Source organism: Burkholderia sp. RS01, from assembly GCF_039748055.1.
Classification (GTDB): domain Bacteria; phylum Actinomycetota; class Actinomycetes; order Actinomycetales; family Micrococcaceae; genus Arthrobacter.
In genome coordinates this window covers 44,857-65,663 of record NZ_JBDLAK010000018.1, presented here as the reverse complement: position 1 = coordinate 65,663, position 20,807 = coordinate 44,857, and the positions used below count along the sequence as shown (strand labels likewise).

At 67.0% G+C, this 20,807-nt stretch carries 15 protein-coding genes; 7 read left to right on the top strand and 8 right to left on the bottom strand.

Features of this window, described 5'->3' with window-relative positions:
* The first annotated feature begins 282 nt into the window (after nt 1-282).
* The 3 genes from ABFP37_RS16450 to ABFP37_RS16440 all read left to right on the top strand — a co-directional run bounded on the left by ABFP37_RS16450 (nt 283) and on the right by ABFP37_RS16440 (nt 6,781).
* Nucleotides 283-3,678 carry a pyruvate carboxylase gene (locus tag ABFP37_RS16450; RefSeq protein ID WP_347034203.1) on the top strand — a complete coding sequence of 1,132 codons (3,396 nt, stop codon included), beginning with the start codon at nt 283-285 and terminating at the stop codon, nt 3,676-3,678.
* A gap of 141 nt (nt 3,679-3,819) precedes the next feature.
* Nucleotides 3,820-5,358: a hypothetical protein gene (locus ABFP37_RS16445; RefSeq protein ID WP_347034202.1), complete on the top strand. Its 1,539-nt coding sequence runs from the start codon at nt 3,820-3,822 to the stop codon at nt 5,356-5,358.
* Nucleotides 5,359-5,431: 73 nt separating this feature from the next.
* Nucleotides 5,432-6,781, top strand: coding sequence for an aspartate aminotransferase family protein (locus ABFP37_RS16440; protein ID WP_347034201.1), 1,350 nt, complete (start codon nt 5,432-5,434; stop codon nt 6,779-6,781).
* A 47-nt stretch (nt 6,782-6,828) separates the two neighbouring features.
* Here the strand turns inward: ABFP37_RS16440 and ABFP37_RS16435 are convergent, their stop codons facing one another.
* Nucleotides 6,829-8,649, bottom strand: coding sequence for an AMP-dependent synthetase/ligase (locus ABFP37_RS16435; RefSeq protein WP_347034200.1), 1,821 nt, complete (start codon nt 8,647-8,649; stop codon nt 6,829-6,831).
* A gap of 171 nt (nt 8,650-8,820) precedes the next feature.
* Between ABFP37_RS16435 and ABFP37_RS16430 the strand changes: the two genes are divergently transcribed.
* On the top strand, nt 8,821-9,936 hold the full coding sequence (locus tag ABFP37_RS16430) for an ROK family glucokinase (protein WP_347034199.1): 1,116 nt from the start codon (nt 8,821-8,823) through the stop codon (nt 9,934-9,936).
* 28 nt (nt 9,937-9,964) lie between these two features.
* Here the strand turns inward: ABFP37_RS16430 and ABFP37_RS16425 are convergent, their stop codons facing one another.
* From ABFP37_RS16425 to ABFP37_RS16415, 3 genes are read right to left on the bottom strand one after another with little or no spacing between them, the layout of a single operon-like run.
* Complete coding sequence (locus tag ABFP37_RS16425) at nt 9,965-10,579, bottom strand: hypothetical protein (RefSeq protein WP_347034198.1); 615 nt, start codon at nt 10,577-10,579, stop codon at nt 9,965-9,967.
* Nucleotides 10,572-11,384 (bottom strand): alpha/beta fold hydrolase, encoded by an 813-nt coding sequence (locus ABFP37_RS16420; RefSeq protein WP_347034197.1) that lies wholly within the window; start codon nt 11,382-11,384, stop codon nt 10,572-10,574. The genes ABFP37_RS16425 and ABFP37_RS16420 overlap by 8 nt, the downstream gene beginning before the upstream one ends.
* Complete coding sequence (locus tag ABFP37_RS16415) at nt 11,381-12,169, bottom strand: alpha/beta fold hydrolase (protein WP_347034196.1); 789 nt, start codon at nt 12,167-12,169, stop codon at nt 11,381-11,383. Before ABFP37_RS16415 ends, ABFP37_RS16420 begins: the two co-directional genes overlap by 4 nt.
* Before the next feature lie 126 nt (nt 12,170-12,295).
* On the opposite strand from ABFP37_RS16415, the gene ABFP37_RS16410 reads away from it, so the two are divergent.
* Together ABFP37_RS16410 and ABFP37_RS16405 are read left to right on the top strand one after the other, a co-directional pair.
* A complete protein-coding gene (locus ABFP37_RS16410; protein WP_347034195.1) occupies nt 12,296-13,159 on the top strand; it encodes a lysophospholipid acyltransferase family protein in 864 nt (287 codons plus the stop codon).
* A 132-nt stretch (nt 13,160-13,291) separates the two neighbouring features.
* On the top strand, nt 13,292-14,650 hold the full coding sequence (locus ABFP37_RS16405; protein WP_347034221.1) for a 3-deoxy-7-phosphoheptulonate synthase class II: 1,359 nt from the start codon (nt 13,292-13,294) through the stop codon (nt 14,648-14,650).
* 133 nt (nt 14,651-14,783) lie between these two features.
* On the opposite strand, the gene ABFP37_RS16400 is transcribed toward ABFP37_RS16405, so the two are convergent.
* Both ABFP37_RS16400 and ABFP37_RS16395 read right to left on the bottom strand, forming a co-directional pair.
* Entirely contained in the window at nt 14,784-16,988 is a 2,205-nt protein-coding gene (locus tag ABFP37_RS16400) for a PASTA domain-containing protein (RefSeq protein ID WP_347034194.1), read from the bottom strand.
* A 102-nt stretch (nt 16,989-17,090) separates the two neighbouring features.
* Nucleotides 17,091-18,416, bottom strand: a complete 1,326-nt coding sequence (locus ABFP37_RS16395; protein ID WP_347034193.1) for a LysM peptidoglycan-binding domain-containing protein — start codon at nt 18,414-18,416, stop codon at nt 17,091-17,093.
* Between the two features lie 253 nt (nt 18,417-18,669).
* On the opposite strand from ABFP37_RS16395, the gene ABFP37_RS16390 reads away from it, so the two are divergent.
* Nucleotides 18,670-19,023 carry an Rv2175c family DNA-binding protein gene (locus ABFP37_RS16390; RefSeq protein WP_078028978.1) on the top strand — a complete coding sequence of 118 codons (354 nt, stop codon included), beginning with the start codon at nt 18,670-18,672 and terminating at the stop codon, nt 19,021-19,023.
* A 109-nt stretch (nt 19,024-19,132) separates the two neighbouring features.
* On the opposite strand, the gene ABFP37_RS16385 is transcribed toward ABFP37_RS16390, so the two are convergent.
* On the bottom strand, nt 19,133-20,227 hold the full coding sequence (locus ABFP37_RS16385; protein ID WP_078028977.1) for a polyprenyl synthetase family protein: 1,095 nt from the start codon (nt 20,225-20,227) through the stop codon (nt 19,133-19,135).
* On the bottom strand, nt 20,224-20,757 hold the full coding sequence (locus tag ABFP37_RS16380) for a hypothetical protein (RefSeq protein WP_078028976.1): 534 nt from the start codon (nt 20,755-20,757) through the stop codon (nt 20,224-20,226). The genes ABFP37_RS16385 and ABFP37_RS16380 overlap by 4 nt, the downstream gene beginning before the upstream one ends.
* Nucleotides 20,758-20,807: the final 50 nt, after the last annotated feature.

Sequence of the window (20,807 nt, the reverse complement as noted above, 5' to 3'; positions counted from 1 at the left end):
GGTTGCCGAGTTGGGGTAGTTTCCGTTCCGGTACTGCCGGAACCGGGGACAGGCTTCCGCCGCCCCATTCATCATATGTTGACCCCGCCCCGAAACCCTCCTTATCCGGCCCGGGCATGGCTCATCGGTAAGCAGCTCCGGCTCCAGCCGGGCACAGGAGTGAATGTGGCCCCGACATGACGGATAATTCTGTGATGGTAGACACAATGATTTGTGTTTCAACGCGCCCGTCTTAGACACTGTGACCACTTACCGATACACCCGCAATGATGCAGGAGAAGTATGTTTTCCAAGATTCTGGTGGCCAACCGCGGCGAAATCGCTATCCGCGCTTTCCGCGCGGGCTACGAGCTCGGCGCAAAAACCGTCGCTGTGTTCCCCAACGAGGACCGTAACTCGATCCACCGCCAGAAGGCCGACGAGGCGTATCTGATCGGTGAAGAGGGCCACCCCGTCCGCGCCTACCTTGACGTTGACGAAGTGGTGCGCGTGGCCAAGGAGTCCGGGGCCGACGCCATATACCCCGGCTACGGCTTCCTGTCCGAAAACCCGGACCTCGCCCGCGCCGCGAAAGCAGCCGGCATCACCTTCGTCGGGCCGCCTGCCGAGGTCCTCGAGCTCGCCGGCAACAAGGTCGCAGCCCTGGAGGCCGCGCGCAAGGCCGGCGTCCCGGTGCTGAAGTCCAGCCAGCCGTCAAAGGACCTCGATGAACTGATCGCGGCCGCGGACGAGATCGGCTTCCCGATCTTCGCCAAGGCCGTGGCGGGCGGCGGCGGCCGCGGCATGCGCCGGGTGGACACCCGGGAGGCCCTGCCCGAGGCCCTGCAGTCAGCCATGCGCGAGGCCGACGCCGCATTCGGTGATCCCACGATGTTCCTTGAGCAGGCGGTGTTGCGCCCGCGCCACATCGAAGTGCAGATCCTGGCGGATGCCGAGGGCAACGTCATGCACCTCTTCGAGCGCGACTGCTCCATCCAGCGGCGCCACCAGAAGGTGATCGAGATCGCTCCGGCCCCCAACCTGGACGAAGGCATCCGGCAGGCGCTGTACCGCGACGCCGTCAAGTTCGCCAAGGCCCTCAACTACGTCAACGCCGGAACGGTCGAGTTCCTCGTGGACACCGTGGGGGAGCGTGCCGGGCAGCACGTGTTCATCGAAATGAACCCGCGCATCCAGGTGGAGCACACCGTCACGGAAGAAGTCACCGACGTCGACCTCGTCCAGGCGCAGATGCGCATCGCCTCCGGCGAAACCCTGGCCGATCTTGGCCTCTCCCAGGACACGGTCTTCCTCAAGGGCGCGGCGCTGCAGTGCCGCATCACCACCGAGGACCCTGCCAACGGCTTCCGCCCCGACGTCGGAAAGATCACCGGCTACCGCTCTGCCGGCGGTGCCGGCGTCAGGCTCGACGGCGGTACGGTCTACTCGGGCGCCGAAATCAGCCCGCACTTTGACTCCATGCTCGTGAAGCTCACGTGCCGCGGCCGGGACTACCCCGCAGCCGTGGCCAGGGCACGCCGTGCCCTGGCTGAGTTCCGTATCCGCGGCGTGTCCACCAACATCTCGTTCCTGCAGGCCGTGCTGGACGATGCCGACTTCATCTCCGGCAACGTGGCGACGTCGTTCATCGACGAGCGTCCCGAGCTGCTGAAGGCCCGCGTTTCCGCCGACCGTGGCACCAAGCTGCTGACGTGGCTCGCCGAAGTCACGGTGAACAAGCCCAACGGCGAGCTCACCGTGCACTCCGATCCGGCCGCCAAGCTCCCCGCCGTGGCGGGCCGCACGCCGCAGCCCGGCTCACGCCAGCGGCTGCAGGAGCTCGGTCCGGAAGGGTTCGCCCGCGCCCTGCGCGAGCAGTCAGCTGTTGCGGTCACCGATACCACCTTCCGCGACGCCCACCAGTCGCTGCTGGCCACCCGCGTCCGCACCAGGGATCTGGTTGCCGCCGGACCCGCCGTGTCCTCGCTGCTGCCCGGGCTGCTCTCCGTTGAGGCCTGGGGTGGCGCGACTTACGACGTCGCCCTGCGCTTCCTGGGCGAGGATCCCTGGGACCGCCTCGCGGCACTCCGGAAGGCGCTGCCGAACATCTGCCTGCAGATGCTGCTCCGCGGCCGGAACACCGTGGGCTACACGCCGTACCCGGAAGAGGTCACCGAGGCGTTCGTGAACGAGGCTGCCGCCACCGGCATCGACATCTTCCGGATCTTCGACGCCCTCAACGACGTCAACCAGATGGCACCTGCCATCCGTGCTGTCCGCGCCACCGGAACGGCCGTCGCCGAAGTCGCACTGTGCTACACGGCCGACATGCTGGACCCGGACGAGAAGCTCTACACCCTGGACTACTACCTGGAGCTGGCGCAGAAGATCGTCGACGCCGGCGCCCACATCCTCGCGATCAAGGACATGGCCGGACTCCTCCGGCCCGCCGCCGCCGCGAAGCTCGTCACGGCGCTGCGGGAACGGTTCGACCTCCCCGTCCACCTGCACACCCACGACACCGCCGGCGGACAGCTTGCCACCTTGCTCGCCGCGGTTGATGCGGGTGTGGACGCCGTGGACGTTGCCTCCGCGTCACTGGCCGGGACCACCAGCCAGCCGTCGGCCTCCGCGCTGGTCGCGGCACTGGCCCACACCGAGCGGGACACCGGGCTGAGCCTGGCCAACGTCAGTTCGCTGGAACCCTACTGGGAAGCGGTGCGCCGGGTCTACGCTCCGTTCGAGTCCGGACTTCCGGGCCCCACCGGCCGCGTCTACCAGCACGAAATCCCGGGCGGGCAGCTCTCGAACCTCCGGCAGCAGGCCATGGCCCTGGGCCTGGGCGAGCGCTTCGAGGCGATCGAGGACATGTACACCGCGGCGGACCGCATCCTGGGCCGCCTCGTGAAGGTGACGCCGTCCTCCAAGGTGGTGGGCGACCTCGCCCTGCACCTCGTCGGCCTCAACGCCGACCCGGCCGACTTCAACGAGAACCCGCAGAACTACGACATCCCGGACTCGGTCATCGGCTTCCTGTCCGGCGAACTCGGAGATCCTCCCGGTGGCTGGCCGGAGCCGTTCCGCACGAAGGCCCTGCAGGGCAGGAGCATTAAGGTCCGCGATGCCGAGCTTAGCGCCGAAGACAGCGCAGCGCTCCAGGGCGATTCGAAGACCCGGCAGCAGACCCTGAACCGGCTGCTGTTCGCCGGTCCCACCAAGGACTACCTGAAGAGCGTGGAGACGTACGGCAACGTCTCCGTGCTGGACACGCGCGACTACCTTTATGGCCTGCAGCGCGGCGAGGAGCACGTCATCCAGCTGGAGAAGGGCGTCCGTCTCATCGCCTCGCTGGAAGCCGTCTCGGAACCGGACGAGAAGGGCATGCGCTCGGTCATGTGCACCCTCAACGGCCAGTCCCGGCCGGTCCTGGTGCGCGACAAGTCCGTGGTCAGCAACGTTAAAGCCGCGGAGAAGGCCGACCCCGCCCAGCAGGGCCAGGTCGCCGCCCCGTTCGCTGGAGCCGTGACGGTCACCGTCAAGGCGGGCGACACTGTCAAGGCAGGCGACACCGTTGCCACTATTGAGGCCATGAAGATGGAAGCATCCATCACGACGCCGGTGGGCGGCAAAGTGGCGCGACTGGCCATTTCCGCCGTGGAACAGGTACAGGGCGGGGACCTGCTGCTCGTGGTTGAGTAGCCGTCGGCTCCGTCGCGGGGCAGCACTCCTGCTTCCCGCGGCCTCATACCGGTAGGCTGGAATCCTGAGTGAAGGCTGTGAGGGCGGCATTTGCCGCCCTCACAGCCTTCGCATACGAGATGACCACACTGAGCGGGAGCCATGACGCAGACGAACACGCCCAAGCCCGCGCCGCGGCCTGACCGGAGTCCCGGTTCTGCAGTTTCGGCGCCGGACCCGGGCACAGACCGGATGAGCCCGGACCATTTGAACGCAGACCAGATGAACGCCGACCAGACGAACAGCCCGCCGCCGGATGCGGCCACTCTGGGGGCCGCGGCCGCAGCTGAAAGCGCGGCCCCCGCGTTAGCCGTAGACGAAGGCGCCGTCGACGACGACGCCATTCGCGCGGACGGCATGCGTGCAGACTCGGTTCCGGCCGTTCCAAATTTTCCGCCGTCCGGTGAAATCAGTGTCGTGACCGTGTCCGACGCGCAGGACCGCACGTCTGCGGGGTCGCTGTCGGCCGTCAACAGCATTCCGCAGCCTGTTGCGGGACCATCGATTCCCGTTGTCACCGCCGGGCCCGGCCCGCAGGATGCCAGTCCGCAGGAGGCCGGCCAGCCGGAGCCGGGGCACCCCGCCGTGCAGGAACCCGCAGATACGCAAGCCGTGCCGGCGACTTCAACGGCGCAGGCACCCGCTTCAGATCAGGCACCCGCTTCAGGTCAGGCACACGAACACGTGAGCGAACGCCGGGAACGCGCCGAAGGGCCGGAGCCGGCAGCGGCGCTGACCGCCGACCGCCTGCTGAACAGAACGGCAGCCGCGCCCGTCGAGGGCTGGCGCCGGTGGCTGTTCCAGGCGACTTTTGGCTACGTGAACCTGGGCGATCCGGACCGGATCCGGATCCAGCGGGCCATGGAGCACCGGATCGCCATGCGCCTGGGGGAGCGGACGCGGTACGTGCCGGTCCTCTCCCGCAAGGGCGGCGTCGGAAAGACCACGGTCACCACCCTGCTGGGCATGGTGCTCGCGGACCTGCGCGAGGACCGCGTCATCGCCATGGACGCCAATCCGGACCGCGGAACCCTGTCAGACCGTTCTCCGGGCCGGGCGGACTTCACGGCACGCCAGCTGGTCAAGGACAGGTTCACGGTCAATTCCTTCGCGCAGCTGTCCAATTACACGGCCCGCGACGGCTCGCGGCTCGACGTCCTGGCCTCGGACACCGATCCCATGGTGGCGCACGCATTCGACGACGCCGACTACCGGGCCGTCACTGACATCCTCGGCCGGTACTACTCAATCGTCCTGACAGATTCCGGCACCGGCATGGTGCACTCCGTCATGAAGGGCACCCTCGAAAAGGCCGACGCCGTGGTCCTCGTCTCGGGCGGCAGTGTGGATGAAGCGCGGCTGGCCTCGGAGACATTGTCGTGGCTGGAAGCCCACGGCCGCCAGGACCTCGTGGCCAAGGCCACGGTGGTCATTAACATGGCGGCGGGCGACCGGACACTGGTCAACATAGATGAGATCGAGCAGCACTTCCTGTCCCGGGTCAAGAATGTGGTCCGGATTCCGCACGACCGGCATCTTGCGGAGGGATCCCGGATCCAGCTGAGCCAGCTCCGGCCCGCAACGCGTGGTGCCGCCGTCGAGCTTGCCGCTTTGGTGATGGACGAACTCCAGCAGGCCTGACCTTCAGCGGGCGGCTGTCAGCCTGCACCGTATGGACGCTGCCGGATGACGGTGCCAAGGTGAATCAGTACAGGTGCACAGTCCGGTACTGAAGCAACGGAGGTTGGTCATGAATCTCGACGAACTGGTCTTCCATCCCTGGGCCGTCCAGGGGCCGCGGGACGTGCCTACCTTGGTCGGGGGCTCCGGGAGCTACGTCGTCGACGCCAGCGGACGGCGCTACCTGGACTTCAGCTCGCAGCTGGTGTTCACCAACCTTGGTCACCAACATCCGCGCATCGTTGCTGCGATCAAGGACCAGGCTGACCGCCTGTGCACGCTCGCACCCGGCAATGCGTCCGATGTCCGGGGCGAAGCGGCGCGGCTGATTGTGGAAGTGGCGCCTGAGGGCCTTGGGCACGTGCTGTTCACCACCGGGGGAACGGAGGCCATCGAGCATGCGGTTCGGATGGCGCGCCTCTACACTGGACGGCCGAAGGTGCTCGCCGCCTACCGCTCCTACCACGGCTCGACGGCGGCCTCCATCCACCTCACCGGCGACCCTCGCCGCTGGGCCTCGGACACTGGCGCGGCGGGAGCCGTCCACTTCTTCGGACCTTTCCTGTACAGGTCGGCGTTCGGATCGGGGACCCCGGAAGAAGAGTCCGAGCGGGCGCTGGCCCATCTCGAGCAGGTGATCCTGATGGAAGGCCCGTCGACGATCGCCGGCCTGGTCCTGGAATCGGTGATCGGCAGCTCGGGCGTTATCGTGCCACCGGCCGGCTACCTGCGTGGGGTCCGCGACCTGTGCGACCGCCACGGGATCGTCTACATAGCCGACGAGGTGATGGTCGGCTTCGGCCGCACGGGAGCCTGGTTCGGCGTCGACCACGCTGGGCTGGCACCGGACCTGCTGGCGTTCGCGAAGGGCGTGAACTCCGGGTACGTGCCGCTCGGCGGCGTGCTGGTCGGCGACGCAATCTACGAGACGTTTACCAAGCGCCCCTACCCGGCGGGCCTGACGTACAGCGGCCACCCGCTCGCCTGCGCAGCAGCCGTCGGTGCCATCAACGCGATGCACGAGGAGGGCACCGTCGCGGCAGCTGCCCGTCTCGGCGCGGACATCCTCGGGCCAGGACTCCGGGAAATTGCCAAGAAGCACCGGACGGCCGGCGACGTTCGCGGCATCGGCGGCCTCTGGACCGTCGAACTGGTCCGCGACCGGCTGACCAAAGAGCCGCTCGTGCCGGTAGGAGCCACCGGCCAGGCGAATGCGCCGATGGCCGCCTTCACGAAGGCGTGCCTAGAGCGGGGCCTGTTGCCGCTGACCATGGGCAACCGCGTGAACGTCGCCCCTCCCCTCAACGTGAACGACGCCGACGCCGCCGCCGGCCTGGCGATCCTGGACGAGGCACTGGCGGCAGCCGACGCTTTCCTGAGCTAAAAACCACTCTCAGTCATCTGTTGTGAGGCTCGGTGGCAACTGCCCGGCTAGGCCGGGGTGGGCTTCGGCGACTTGTACATCTCGTCAATCACGTCCTCGAAGTCCTTCATGACCTGCGCCCGCTTGACCTTCATGGACGGTGTCAAGTGACCGGACGCTTCCGTGAAGTCGCTGGGCACGATCCTGAATGCCTTGATGGCCTCCGCCTGCGATACGGACTGGTTCGCATGGCTGATCAGCTCCTGCACCGCGGCCTTGACCACGGCGTTGCCGCCCGCGTCGGTGACCGTGATCTCCGCGGGCAGTCCGTGGCGCTGCAGCCACCCGGGAAGGGCTTCCTCATCGAGCGTCACCAGTGCGCCGATGAACGGGCGGTTGTCGCCCACCACGAGCACCTGCGAGACCAGGGCGTCCGCCCGGATCTGGTCCTCGAGCTGGGCGGGCACCACGTTCTTGCCGCCGGCCGTCACGATGATTTCCTTTTTCCGGCCGGTAATGGTCAGGAAGCCGTCGTCGTCGAGCTGGCCGATGTCCCCGGTGCGGAACCAGCCGTCCACGAATGCCTCCGCAGTCAGGTCATCACGGTTGTAGTAGCCGCGCATGACGCACGTGCCCTTGATGAGGATTTCCCCGTCGTCGGCAATCTTGACGGTGTTGCCGGGAATCGGCGCGCCGACCGTCCCGATTTTGATCCGTTCGGGCGTGTTGACACTGATGGGCGCCGTGGTCTCGGTGAGGCCGTAGCCTTCCAGGATCTGCATGCCGATTCCCTGGAAAAAGTGGCCCAGCCGTTCGCCCAGCGGGCCTCCGCCGGATACGGCATGGGCCACCTGGCCGCCCATGGCCGCGCGGAGCTTGCTGTAGACGAGCCTGTCGAAGATCGCGTGCTTGATTTTGAGGCCGAGTCCGACGCTGCCGTTCTGCCTGGCGCGGGAATAGGCGATGGCAGTATCCGCGGCCTTGTGGAAGATTGCTCCCTTGCCGCCGTCCTCTGCCTTGGTGAGGGCCGAGTTGTACACCTTTTCGAACACCCGGGGCACGGCGAGGATGAAGGTGGGCTGGTAGCTCTGCAGATCGGGCAGCAGGTGCTTGATGTCGGGCGTGTGGGCCACGGTGACACCGGCCGCAACGGACAGGACGGAAATGAACCGTGCAAAGACATGCGCCAGGGGGAGGAACATGATGGTCCTGGCCTGCTGATTGACGATCTGGCGCAGCGATGTGGCCAGGGCGTTTTCGGACAGTTCCACAAAGTTGCCGTGGGTCAGTTCACAGCCCTTGGGCCGGCCCGTCGTTCCCGAGGTGTAGATGATGGTGGCGAGGTCACTGAGCCCGGCGGCCCTCCGCCGTGCTTCCAGGTCGTCGTCGCTGACGCCGGTTCCGGCCGCACGGACCGCATCGAGGCCGCTGCCTTCAAGCTGCCACACGTGGGCCAGCGCGGTGAGCCCCTCGGACGCTGCGGCCTGCCGGATGATGTTCTCGTGATGGGCAGACTCGCCGAAAGCCGCCACCGCGCCGGAGTCGCCCAGGTTCCAGGCGACCTGCGAGGGCGAGGACGTCTCATAGATGGGCACGGAGACGGCGCCCGCGAACCAGATGGCGAAGTCGATCAACGCCCACTCATAGCGCGTCCGGGACATGATGCCCACACGGTCACCCGCGTCGACGCCGCTGGCGATGAGGCCCTTGGCCAGGGCGGAGACGTCCGCGAGGAACTCGGTGGCCGAGATGTCCTGCCACTGGCCGGCGGAATCCAGCCGCGAAAACAGGGCGGGATTCGAGGCCTTCGAGGCTTGGCGCAGCACAAGGTCCGTGATGTTGGTGTCCCGTGGGACGTTTGCCAGGGGCGGAACGATGAATTCGCGCACGATAGCTCCTTTGATATCCGTAGGCCGCAGCGGGTAGTCCTAACCTTAGTACGCCGCCTTGAACGGTCGGGCGCACATTACCTACTGGCCAGTAACTTTACGTCGGCAGGCCGGAATGCGCCACTGTGTCGCGGCCGGACCCATGCGGCCGGACACCTAGAATGGGAGATTATGCAGCCTCCCCCGCCCACTGGACAGTCCAGCCAAACCGACCACCACGGCAGAACCGGGCACTACGGGATCCGCGCGTGGCAGCGGGGGCCGCTGGGACAGCAGGGCCGCGGGGCGCACCACAGGATGCTGCGGCAACAGCTTCGGCTGCGGCGCCGGGGACTGGCCATCGGCATCGACATCGGCGGCACCAAGGTGGCGGCCGGCGTTGTTGACGCAGACGGAAGGATTCTCCGCGAAGCCCGGCGTTCCACTCCCGGAAGCGATCCCCGCGCCGTGGAGCAGGTCATCGTGGAGCTGGTGGATGAGCTGAGCCGTGGTTCCCGCATCAGGTCGGTGGGCATCGGCGCAGCCGGCTGGATGGACCTCGACGGCGGCACCGTCCTTTTCAGCCCGCACCTCGCCTGGCGCAACGAGCCGCTGAGGGAAAACCTCCAGCGCCTGCTGCGCCGTCCGGTCATGCTGGTCAACGATGCCGACGCCGCGGCGTGGGCGGAATGGCGCTTCGGCGCCGGGCAGGGCCAGGACCGCCTGGTGTGCATCACGCTGGGGACCGGCATCGGGGGTGCCATGGTGATGGACGGGCGCGTGGAACGCGGCAGGTTCGGCGTCGCGGGCGAGTTCGGGCATCAGATCATCATGCCCGGCGGCCACCGGTGTGAATGCGGCAACCGCGGCTGCTGGGAACAGTACGCCTCCGGCAACGCGCTGGGCAGGGAGGCCCGGGAACTGGCGTTGGCCAACTCCCCGGTAGCCCAGGAACTCCTGAAGGCAGTGGACGGCCAGGCGGACCGCATTACCGGCGCCACCGTCACCGAGCTGGCCATCTCCGGCGACGCTGCGTCGAGGGAGCTGCTGGAGGACGTGGGGGACTGGCTGGGACTGGGCCTGGCGAACCTTGCCGCCGCCCTTGACCCGGGAAAATTCGTGATCGGCGGCGGGCTCTGTGCCGCCGGAGAGCTGCTCGTGGCACCGGCGCGCAAGGCCTTTGCCCGGAACCTGACCGGGCGCGGGTTCCGGCCCGCCGCGGAAATCGACCTCGCCGCCCTCGGGCCGAATGCAGGACTCATCGGTGCCGCGGACCTGTCCCGCGTGAGCAGCCGAACGCACGTCTGACCCGGCCGGCGCAGCGGGTCAGGCGCCGTCAGACGCGCGCGCCGTCGTCATTTTCGTCCTTCTCCTGGGGCAGTTTCATGATCAGGTACACCACGGCTGCGATAAAGGCGGCCACCATGCCCAGGATGGCCAGCAGCGGCGCTGAACGCCAGAACATCGCCGATAGGACCAGCGCCACCGGCGCGCCCACGGCGCCCAGCCACGCCAGCATGGTCAGGGGATCCGTGGCGGAAAGGCTGGGGGGTTCCTCCGGAACGAACGCGCCGCCGTCGTCGTCCTCCAAGCCGTAATCGCGCGGGCCGTCGGTTACTGGTTGCTCGGCGGCTTCGCTGTTCTCGGCGTCCCGCTGCCGGGCTGCGGCCGCCTGGCGCTCCGCTGCCGACAATTCCGTCGGAGCCCCGGGGGCGAGTCCCAGCGGATCAAAATCAGTGAACCGCTTGGCCCGGCCGTGTTCCGGTCCGTCAGGTCCGCGGCCGTCTGCGGCAGCTGCGCCGCCGTCCCCTTGCGAACCGGCGCCGTCTTCGGGCCCGGCACCGGTGCCGGGAGCGGGCGTACCGCCCTGGAGCCTGGCCACGAGGTCAAGCCAGACGGCGTCGTCCTGGTTGGCGCTCGGATCGGACGGGTTTGAATCGGGCCTATTCATCGGGCGTGCCCTTCTCGCTGGCGGTCGCGGACTGGTTCGAAGCCTGGCGGGATTCCGCAACCACGGAGCGGATAAAGTCCACCGAGCCGCTGAAAATTTCCTCGGCGTCGTTGTCAAGGGTGGCCACGTGGTAACTGTTCGCCAGCATGCTGACCTGCAGCGGGGCGTGCGTCAGTCCCCACCGGAGCGCAGCCATGCTGGAGTCGGAAACAACGTGGTCCACGGTGGAGCGGAAGACCCGCACCGGAGCAGTGACGTCCGGAAGCAGCCGCAGCGTGTCTTTGAACATCCTGTTCAGCTGGTGTGCCGCCGCCACCGGCGTCCGGGCATAAGCGCCCTCATCCATGCCGGGCTTGAGGATGTCGTTGGCTATGGCGGGGGTGCTCTTGAGTACGAGCTTGAGGATGCCGGCCAGCGGGGCGCGGGGGTCGTCAATGACCAGGCCAGGGTTGACCAGGATGGCTCCGGCAACCGGGCGCGTCGCGGCGATGCGAAGCGCCAGTGCGCCTCCCATGGACAGGCCCGCGGCGAAGACATACTCACACTCGGAGTCGAGTTCACGGTAGGCGGCATCCACGGCTTCGTGCCATTCGGTCCAGCGGCTGCGCGACAGCTCCTGCCACGTGGTGCCGTGGCCCGGGAGCAGCGGCATGCGCACGGCGAAGCCGGCTGCGGCCAGTTCCACGGCCCAGGCCCGGACCCCGTGCGGGCTGCCGGTGAATCCATGGGACAGGACCACGCCGACGCGGGGCCCCTCGCCGGAGAACGGGCTACTGAACGGACTGTGGTCCGGAACTATGCTCATGACTTCTCCGACGGTATGGTGCTTCGCGCGTGCACCTGGAAGAACCGCGCCGAGGCTTCGAAAATTTCCGCGGCATCCACATCAAGGGTTGCCACGTGCCCGCTGTTTTCCAGCGCGACGACGTCCAGGACGGGCGACCCGAGCCGCCTCCGGATAAGCGCCAGGGACGTCGGCGGCACCACGATGTCGTTCCGCGACTTGAAGACCAGGACCGGCGCCGTGACGCGCGGAAGTCCGCGGACGGCGGCGGCGAAGAGCCGCTTCAGCTGATGGACGGCAGCCAGCGGGGTCACGGAGTAATCGCCGTCGTCGGTGCGGGCCGACGTCGGGCTCTCTTCCTCGATGGGAAGTGTGGTCCGCTGGAAGTACTTGAGGAGGCCGATGATCCGGACGCGGCGGTCGTAGAAGCTCAGGCCCGGATTCACCACCGCCACACCGGACACCTTCTGGCGGGCCGCGGTCAGCAGCGCGACGGCGCCACCCATGGACAGCCCGGCCACGTAGCAATCGTCCGTCGTAGCGGCGAGGTCCAGGTACGCCTCTTCAAAGGTGCTGTGCCAGTCCCGCCACCCCGTGCGGGCCAGGTCCTCCCAGCTGGTTCCATGCCCCGGGAGCAGCGGCACCGATACGGCGAAGCCGCGGCCGGCAAGGAACTCGGCCCACGGCAGGATGCTCAACGGGCTGCCGGTGAAGCCGTGGCAAATGGCGATTCCGATCCGCGCATTGGGTCCGTGGCCCGGGTAGCTGAAAGCGGCGGGCGTAGTCCGGGCGCTGCTTTCTGTCATGAGACCATCGTGTCACTGTTCCGGACAATTCTCACTAGAGTAGGGTTGCATTGCAGTGCTGGCCGGGCCCTTTGGAGCGCCTGCCAGTTGCCTTCCGGAGGGGTAAGACACGTGTTCTATTGGGTCATGAAAAGGATCTTCCTGGGGCCGGTGCTCCGCACGCTCTTCCGGCCATGGGTCAAGGGACTGGACAACGTTCCGGCTGAAGGCGCGGCGATTATTGCCTCGAACCACCTGTCGTTTTCGGATTCCATCTTCATGCCGCTCATGGTGCAGCGGCCCGTCATCTTCCTGGCCAAATCGGAGTACTTCACCGGCACCGGCCTCAAGGGCCGGCTGACCGCCTTGTTTTTCCGGCTCACCAACCAGCTCCCCATGGACCGCTCCGGCGGTGCCGCCTCCGCCGCGTCATTGGAGGCCGGCATGGATGTGCTGACCGGCGGCGGACTGTTGGGCATCTACCCCGAGGGCACGCGCAGCCCGGACGGGCGGCTCTACCGCGGGAAGGTCGGGGTAGCCCGCCTTGCGCTAGCGGCCGGCGTTCCGGTCATTCCCGTGGCGATGATCGGAACCGACAAGGTCCAGCCGATCGGAAAACGGCTGCCCAATATCCGCCGGATCGGCATGATCTTCGGCGAACCGCTGGACTTCAGCCGCTATCAGGGCATGGCCGAAGACCGGCTGATCCAGCGGTCTGTGACCGACGAGATCATGTATGAGCTCATGCGGCTCTCCGGGCAGGAATACGTCGACGAATACGCCGCCGTCGTCAAGCTGCAGCTGGCCGGGAAGGCCACTGCCGCCCCGGCAGTCGCCGGCGCTGGCCCTGCCCAGACCGCAGCCGAGCCCGAACCCGAGCCCGAACCCGAGGCGGCGGGGCCCGCGCAGGGACCGGACGATGCGCCCGCAGGGTCTGAGGACGTACCGGATGGGGAATCCGGGCGGGACTCCGGCGACGGGAACGACGTCGGCACTTCCCGCTCTGCCTGAGCGGTACAGGCCCGGCGCGGATACCTCTGTGACGCCGGGCGCGGGGTCGATGACAGATCGGGTGTCCGGATGCCGGTTGCGGCAACTACTCTTAGTAGTGTGACTGAGCTATCTGCAAAACCTGCCTCTTCCCTGACCAGCACCTCACAAAGCGGTGCAGCCAACTATCCGGGACTCGACAACTGGCGGGACCTTCCGGTTTCCCAGCAGCCGAGCTGGCAGGACAGGGACGTTTTCGACGCCTCCGTCAAGGAACTTTCGGTGCTTCCACCCCTCGTGTTCGCCGGTGAAGTGGACATCCTCCGCGAACGCCTCGCGGCCGCAGCCCAGGGCAAAGCGTTCCTGCTCCAGGGCGGTGACTGTGCCGAGACATTCGGCGACGCGACCGCGGACAAGATCAGCGCACGGGTGAAGACCATCCTGCAGATGGCGGTTGTCCTGACGTACGGCGCCGCGATGCCGGTCATCAAGATGGGCCGGATGGCCGGGCAATTTGCCAAGCCCCGTTCCTCGAATGATGAGACCCGCGACGGCGTGACCTTGCCCGCGTACCGCGGGGACATCGTCAACGGGTACGACTTCACTCCCGAGTCCAGGGGCCACGACGCCAGCCGGATGCTTCGGGCGTACCACACGTCCGCTTCCACGCTGAACCTGATCCGCGCCTTCACCCAGGGCGGCTTCGCGGATCTGCGCCTCGTCCACCAGTGGAACAAGGGCTTCACGGAAAACCCTGCCCACGCGCGCTACGAATCCCTGGCACGGGACATCGACCGCGCCATCAAGTTCATGGCGTCCTGCGGCGCTGACTTCGAGGCGCTGAAGCGCGTGGAGTTCTATGCCAGCCACGAGGCACTGCTGCTCGACTACGAACGGGCCCTGACCCGCATCGACTCGCGGACAGGCTTTCCCTATGACACCTCGGCGCACTTCCTCTGGATCGGTGAACGGACCCGCGGGCTGGACGACGCGCACGTCGACTTCCTGTCCCGCGTCCGCAACCCCATCGGCGTCAAGCTGGGTCCGACCACCTCCGGGGACGACGCCCTGAGGCTCATCGACAAACTGGATCCGGAACGGGAGCCCGGCAGGCTCACCTTCATCACCCGCATGGGTGCGGGCAACATCCGCGAAAAGCTCCCCGCCGTCGTGGAAAAAGTCACCGCTTCCGGTGCGCAGGTCCTCTGGGTCACCGACCCGATGCACGGCAACACCGTCACCTCGCCCAACGGCTACAAGACCCGTAATTTCGACGACGTCATCGACGAAGTCCGCGGGTTCTTCGAGGTGCACCATGCCCTCGGGACCGTGCCGGGCGGCCTCCACGTCGAGATGACCGGTGACGACGTCGCGGAGTGCCTCGGCGGTGCCGACCCCATCGACCAGGAAGCATTCCTGGACCGGTACGAGTCGGTGTGCGACCCGCGGCTGAACCACATGCAGTCGCTGGAGATGGCCTTCCTCGTGGCTGGCGCCCTTACACGGCACTAGATTCACGGCACCAGATTCCCGGCGTCGGATGGCTGCCGTTGAGTCGCTGCTGAAATAGCGTTCCCGCTCTGTGCCTCCCGCTGATGCCTGCGCCGTTTATGCGGCGTCAGCGGGGGAGCCGTCCCGGAGCCGGCTAAACGACCGTGAGCGTGACGACGGACCCCTCAGGCACCTCGGTGTCCACGGGATCCTGGTCACGCACCGTGCCGAAGAATCCGCCCAGGATGTTGTTCACCCGGACCTCGAAGCCGCGTTTCTCCAGGGCCTCGCGGGCGTCACGCACCTGCTTTCCGATGTAGTTCGGCACCTTGACAAGTTTTGGTCCCTCGGAGATCGTCAGCGTGACGGTCTGTCCCCGGGTGAGTGTTCCGGAGGCCGGCTCCTGCTTCACCACGGCGCCCTTGGGGACGTTCCTGTCATTGACGGTTTCTTCGGCCACCACTGCCTTCAGCCCGGCCGCCTCGATCGCCCTGAAAGCCGCGCTCTGGTCCTCGCCGCGGACGTCCGGAACCGGAATGGGCTGCGGGCCCTTCGACACCGTCAGTGCTACGGGCGTGCCGTGTTTGACTGCGGTCCCGGATGCCGGCGTCTGGCCAAGGACCGTGCCGGCCGCCGCCTGTTCGTCGAATTTTTCGGTGATTTTGCCCAGGGCCATCTCGGCGCGGTTAAGTTCACTCTTGGCGGCGTCGAGCGTTTTTCCCGCCAGCTGCGGCAGGGGGAAAAGTTGGGGGCCCTTGGACACGAACAGCGAAACCGGCTGGAACTTTCTGATCTCGGTCCCCGCGGTGGGTTCAGAGCCCACCACCAGACCCGCCCTGACGTCGTCGTCGAACACATCCTGGGTGCTGGACTGGAAGCCGGCGGACCTGAGGAGGGCCTGGGCCTCCGCGACGGTCCTGTTTGCCACCGCTGGCACCGTGCCGGGGGAGCCTGGCCCCATGCCGAAGAACCAGCCGGCACCCGTGGCCAGGAGCGCCGCGATGATCAGTATCACGATCCAGAGAGCTCCGCGACGCCTGGAATTGCCCTCCCGCAGCGTGCGGACCGGAGTGGCTGCGGCGCGCGCCCGGGCTTTTTGATCGTCGCGGTCCAGCTTCCGCAGTTCCCGCTTGCTCAAGGCGGCGGGAGTGGGGCCTTCCGCCTCGCCCGGTTCGAACGCGAACCCGGGCGGCAGCTGCCGGGACTGGGGGAAGACCGCTGTCGGGTTACTGGTGTGCGAGATGATTTCCGTGGGCCGCTGGACACCAGGACCCTGACCTGCAGGACCCTGAACTGAGGGACCCTGTCCGCCGCGGCCCTGTGCAGGGGGCATTTGCGTTGTGGGCACCTGCGCGGACGGCATCTGTACAGGGGACAGCAGTTCGGTGTGGTTCCCCAGGGACGGCATTCGGTCCGGCAGGGGATGCGTCTCCATGCCCCGCGCCGCAGGGGCCAAACCCGCGGCCGCGGCGGACGCAACGGCGGCGGCAGCAGGCGGCTGCACGTCAAGTTCGGCGTCCGAAAGGTTGGTCCGGATGTGCCGCAGCTCTGCCAAGAGCGCATTTCCATCCACGGGCCGGTTCTCGGGGTCGTTGGCGGTGCACCACTGCACAAGCTCGTCCACTTCGCCGGCCAGGCCGGGAACCAACCCCGACGGCGGTCCGACCGTCGAGTTGACGTGCTGGTAGGCGACCTGAATGGGAACCTCGCCGTCAAAGGGCTGGCGGCCCGTCAGCATTTCGAACAGCATGATGCCGGTGGAGTAGATGTCGCTGCGTGCGTCGGCGGGCTTGCCGAGCACCAGCTCAGGCGAAAGGTAGCCCACGGTGCCGATCAGGGCGCCAGTACTCGTGTTCGCAGTCACCGCCCTGGCCAGGCCGAAGTCGCCGATCTTGATCCGGCCGTCGTCGGCGATGAGGACGTTTTCGGGCTTCACATCACGATGGATGAGGCCGGCCGCGTGGGCGGCTCCGAGCCCTTCGACCACCGGGTCAATCAGGGCGAGGGCGAGCCGGGGGGACAGGGCACCCTTGGTGTTGATGACGTCCCGGAGCGTGTGGCCCTTGATGTACTCCATCACAAGGTAGGCCGTGTGTCCGTCATGTCCCTGGTCAAGGACGCCCACCACGTGCGGGTGGGAGAGCTTCGCGGCGGCCCGCGCCTCGCGGGCCAGCCGGTCCAGGAAATTGCCGTCGTTCACCAGGTGCGGGTGGAGGACCTTCAGCGCCACATCCCGGTCCAGTCTCTGGTCCGTGGCGACGTAGACGGTGGACATCCCGCCCCTCGCCAACCTCGAATTGACCTGGTAGCGATTATCTACCAGGGAGCCAACGAGGGTGTCCGACACGTTTTCCTGCACCTTAAGATACTAATTGCTGCACGGAAACGGGTCCGAACCAACATGCGATCCGGACCCGTATCGTTATCCTCAGCCCGGCATCAGGACGCCCGGCCCAGGAGGCTAGCTGAAGGTCTTGCGGTGCGCCTTGATGGCTGCGACGTAGTTCTTCGTGTCGGAGTACATGCCGTGCTTGCTGACCGAGTACTGGCCCTGGTAGTAGCCGGCGATGGCGTAATCCACGCTCTTGCTGGTTCGGATCAGCTGCCGGATGATGGCTACGCCGGCGGTCGCGTTGTCATACGGGTCCAGCAGATTGAGCTTGCGCCCCACAAGGTCGGATGCCCACTCGCCCGACGACGGGATGACCTGCATCGTCCCGATGGCGTTCGCGGGGGATACCGCGCGCTGGTTGAATCCGGACTCCTGGTACGCGAAGGCCTGGGCAAGCGCGGGATCCACTCCCATCCGGCGGGCCGTATCAGCCACGATGGACTGCATCTGGGCCAGGGAGGGGACCGGCGAGGCGTTCAGCAGCGCCTTGTTCTTGTTGGCCGAGCTGACCACGGCGGCCGGGTACGTGAACCCGAGGAAGGAACTGGGCACCAGCGGTGTCACACTCGACGCCGGCTGGATGGCGGACGACTTTCCCGGGATGACGAGCTTGTGCCCGGGGTAAATGACGCTGGTCACCTTGAGCCGGTTCGCCGACAGGATGTCGGCCAGCCGCACGCCGTGCCTGGACGCGATGCCGGACAACGTGTCCCCGGCCTTGATGACATAGGAACCTGACGGCGTGGCAGCCGCTTTTGCTGCTGGTTTGGCGGCCGGTGACGCCGCCACGCCCGCCCCGATCCGGATCTTCTGGCCCGGATAGATGACGGAAGCAAGCTTCAGGCCGTTCCAGCCGAGAACCTGGGAGAGCTTGACGCCGTGCCGCGCAGCGATGCCGCCCAGGGTGTCCCCGGACTTCACTGTGTAGGTCCGGCTCGTGCTGGCGGGTGCAACCGTTGCAGCGGCCTTTTTGGCCGGCGCGGCGGCGGTGCCTGTCAGCTTGATCCGCTGGCCCGGGTAGATCACGGAGTTTGATTTCAGATGGTTGAGCTTGAGCACAGCCGTAGTGCTGAGTCCGTAACGCCCGGCGATGCCGCTCACCGTGTCGCCACGGACAACCGTATGAGCGCCAGGGGTCACGCGTGCGGGCTGCAGGCCGGCCGGAATCGCTGCCGGAACGGAAGCGGCGGGAATGATGCCGGCCTTCACTGCTGCGGCCTGCGCCTGGATGGCGGCGGCGAGCGTGGCCGGAATGGCGCTGGGCCGGGATTCCGCGGCTGCGGGCTGGGCAACAGCAAGGGAGGAGAGCATGACGGCGGGCAGCGTTGCCGTCGTCGCCGCAATCATGGGCAAGCTCGGCCGGGGAGTCTGCTTGGGTGAGCGGGTCGTCGTCATGGGAAAGATCCTCTTCTCAGCGGCGAATGCTGTCGGTCAGGCCAGTGTGACTATTGATACCAATGTTACTTGAGTTAATGCTGTTACAAATGTGACCTATGAGAATCTCTCACGATTTCGCGGATAGCACAAGAAGCGGCCGACGTGCAGAAAGTCAGGGTATCTGGGTGTGTCGTGGCCGGAAAGTGGTTGAAACGCACCGACGTGGCTCTCCGACTAGGCGCGCGGGCGCCCGCCGTGGCAACCTTGACCCGTGAGTACTGTAGAAAGCCTTGTTGGCGACTGGTTGCCGCTGCCCGACGTCGCCCAATTGCTGGATGTTTCCATTACCAAAGTCCACGGGCTGCTCGATGAGCGCGCGCTGGCGGCGCTGAGGGTTGGCGAGCGCCGTATCAGGTCCGTCCCGGCGGCGTTCATCCAGGACGGGCACGCCGTGGAAAGCCTCAAGGGCACGATTGTGGTGCTGGCGGACGCCGGCTATTCCGACGAAGAACTGATCACCTGGCTCTTCACGCCCGATGAATCACTCCGGGGTCGGCCGATTGATGCCCTTCGGGAGGGCCGGAAGACCGAAATCCGGCGCAGGGCCCAGTCCCTGGCCTGGTAGCCCGGGGCGGTAGTACCGGTCCGATATCCGGACCAGTAAACCCTGCTCCTTATAGCCGCTGCTGCTGGCCCGCGTCGGAAATCGACGCGGGCCAGTAGCGGCTGGCCGCTCAGGCGGCCCGGCTCACCGTTGCTTCGGCCAGCTTGCGCAGCGCCGTCTTCGGCAGGTCCTCCAGGGGCAGGATTTCGAGGGCCGCGAACGCGGCGGCGCCGAAGTCCCCGATGAGGGTCTCCGTTGCCTGCAACGCCCCGCAGTCCGCAATGATCCTGCGGATCTCCGCCACGTCCTCGTCGCTCAGGTCGGGGCTGCCCAACCTCGCGTCGATGAAGGCGGACTCCTCGGGCGTGGACAGGTCCAGCGCAAACGCCACCAGGACGGTCCGTTTCCCTTCGCGGAGGTCGTCGCCGGCGGGCTTCCCCGTGGTGACGGGGTCACCGAAAACGCCCAGGACGTCGTCGCGAAGCTGGAAGGCCTCTCCCAGCGGAAGGGCGAAGGCCGAATAGCCCCGCAGCAGTTCGTCCGAGGCTCCGCCCAGTGCACCACCGAGGGCGAGAGGATGCTCGGTGGAATACTTGGCCGACTTGAAGCGGATGATCGACTGGGCCCTGCTGACGGCGCCGGCGCGGTCCCGCACCGGGCCCGCCACCTCTTCCAGGATGTCCAGGTACTGCCCGGCCATGACTTCGGCCCGCATGAGGTTGAAGATCAGCCTCGCCCTGCTCCCGGATGCGGCATGCTCGCCGATCTCCGTAAAGGCTTCCTCGCTGAAGGACAGGCACAGGTCGCCGGCAAGGATGGCGGCCGCATGACCGAACCGTTCGCTGTCCAGGGCCCAGCCCTGCGCCTCGTGGAGCTGCATGAACCTGCGGTGGACGCTGGGGCCGCCCCGCCGGGTGTCGGACCGGTCGATGATGTCGTCGTGGATGAGGGCGGCGGCCTGGAAGAGCTCAAGTGCCGCGCCGGCGGTGACGACGTCGACAGCGGACGCCGGTCCGCCGGCGCCCCGCCATCCCCAGTAGCACATGAGGGCCCGGAGCCTCTTGCCCCCGGTGACGAGGTTGGAGATCGAGCCCATGATGGGATCGATGTCCGGGGAGATCGATGCCATCACGGACTGCCTTGTGGTCAGGAAGTCGGTGAGTCGTCCCGCGACGGCAGCAACAAAGGCTGTCTGCTCATCGCGCAGCTGCTCTGCCACGGTCACTTGACGGACTCGGGAGCCACGTTGGCGCCGATAGTGAAGGTAGATACCCCGGCAATCTCGGGAACCGCAATGTTGACGGTTTCGTTTCCGGTTCGGACAAAGTCCTTGGAGGCCACCGTCCCCACCGTGTTGCCCGGGACCGGCTTGAAGCCCTGCGCCTCCAGCGCTTTGGTATAAAAATCGACGACGGCGGCCGGCTTGGCAGCGATGGAACCCACCAAGGCGACCGTTGCGGGGGAGGTGGACTTATCGAAACTGCTGGCGACGATCTTGGCCCCGGGCATGACCGGAAGGAGCTTTTGCGGGAATCCTGCAACGAGCGCTCCCACTGCTGCCGAGGTGCCGGGTGAGGCCGACGGACTCGGAGGCGCCGTAGTGCTCACCTGTGCTGATGCCGAGGTGGAAGCCGAAGCTTCGGGGGACGGAGCGGAGCCCGGCGACGGCGCACTGCACGCCGACACCGCCAGCAATACCGTTCCGGCCGCCAGCAGGCCTAGGCGTGCAGGCACGGGCGTTCCAATGACCTTCACAGGTGCGTTCCTCCTGGGGTTGATGCCGGATTCAGCCTCCAGTTTAGTCA

Excerpts from the sequence above, each read along its gene's own strand:
- ABFP37_RS16450 (WP_347034203.1), top strand. The coding sequence starts at position 283 with ATGTTTTCCAAGATTCTGGTGGCCAACCGCGGCGAAATCGCTATCCGC.
- ABFP37_RS16445 (WP_347034202.1), top strand. The coding sequence starts at position 3,820 with ATGACGCAGACGAACACGCCCAAGCCCGCGCCGCGGCCTGACCGGAGT.
- ABFP37_RS16430 (WP_347034199.1), top strand. The coding sequence starts at position 8,821 with ATGCAGCCTCCCCCGCCCACTGGACAGTCCAGCCAAACCGACCACCAC.
- ABFP37_RS16425 (WP_347034198.1), bottom strand. The coding sequence starts at position 10,579 with ATGAATAGGCCCGATTCAAACCCGTCCGATCCGAGCGCCAACCAGGAC.
- ABFP37_RS16420 (WP_347034197.1), bottom strand. The coding sequence starts at position 11,384 with ATGAGCATAGTTCCGGACCACAGTCCGTTCAGTAGCCCGTTCTCCGGC.
- ABFP37_RS16415 (WP_347034196.1), bottom strand. The coding sequence starts at position 12,169 with ATGACAGAAAGCAGCGCCCGGACTACGCCCGCCGCTTTCAGCTACCCG.
- ABFP37_RS16410 (WP_347034195.1), top strand. The coding sequence starts at position 12,296 with ATGAAAAGGATCTTCCTGGGGCCGGTGCTCCGCACGCTCTTCCGGCCA.
- ABFP37_RS16395 (WP_347034193.1), bottom strand. The coding sequence starts at position 18,416 with ATGACGACGACCCGCTCACCCAAGCAGACTCCCCGGCCGAGCTTGCCC.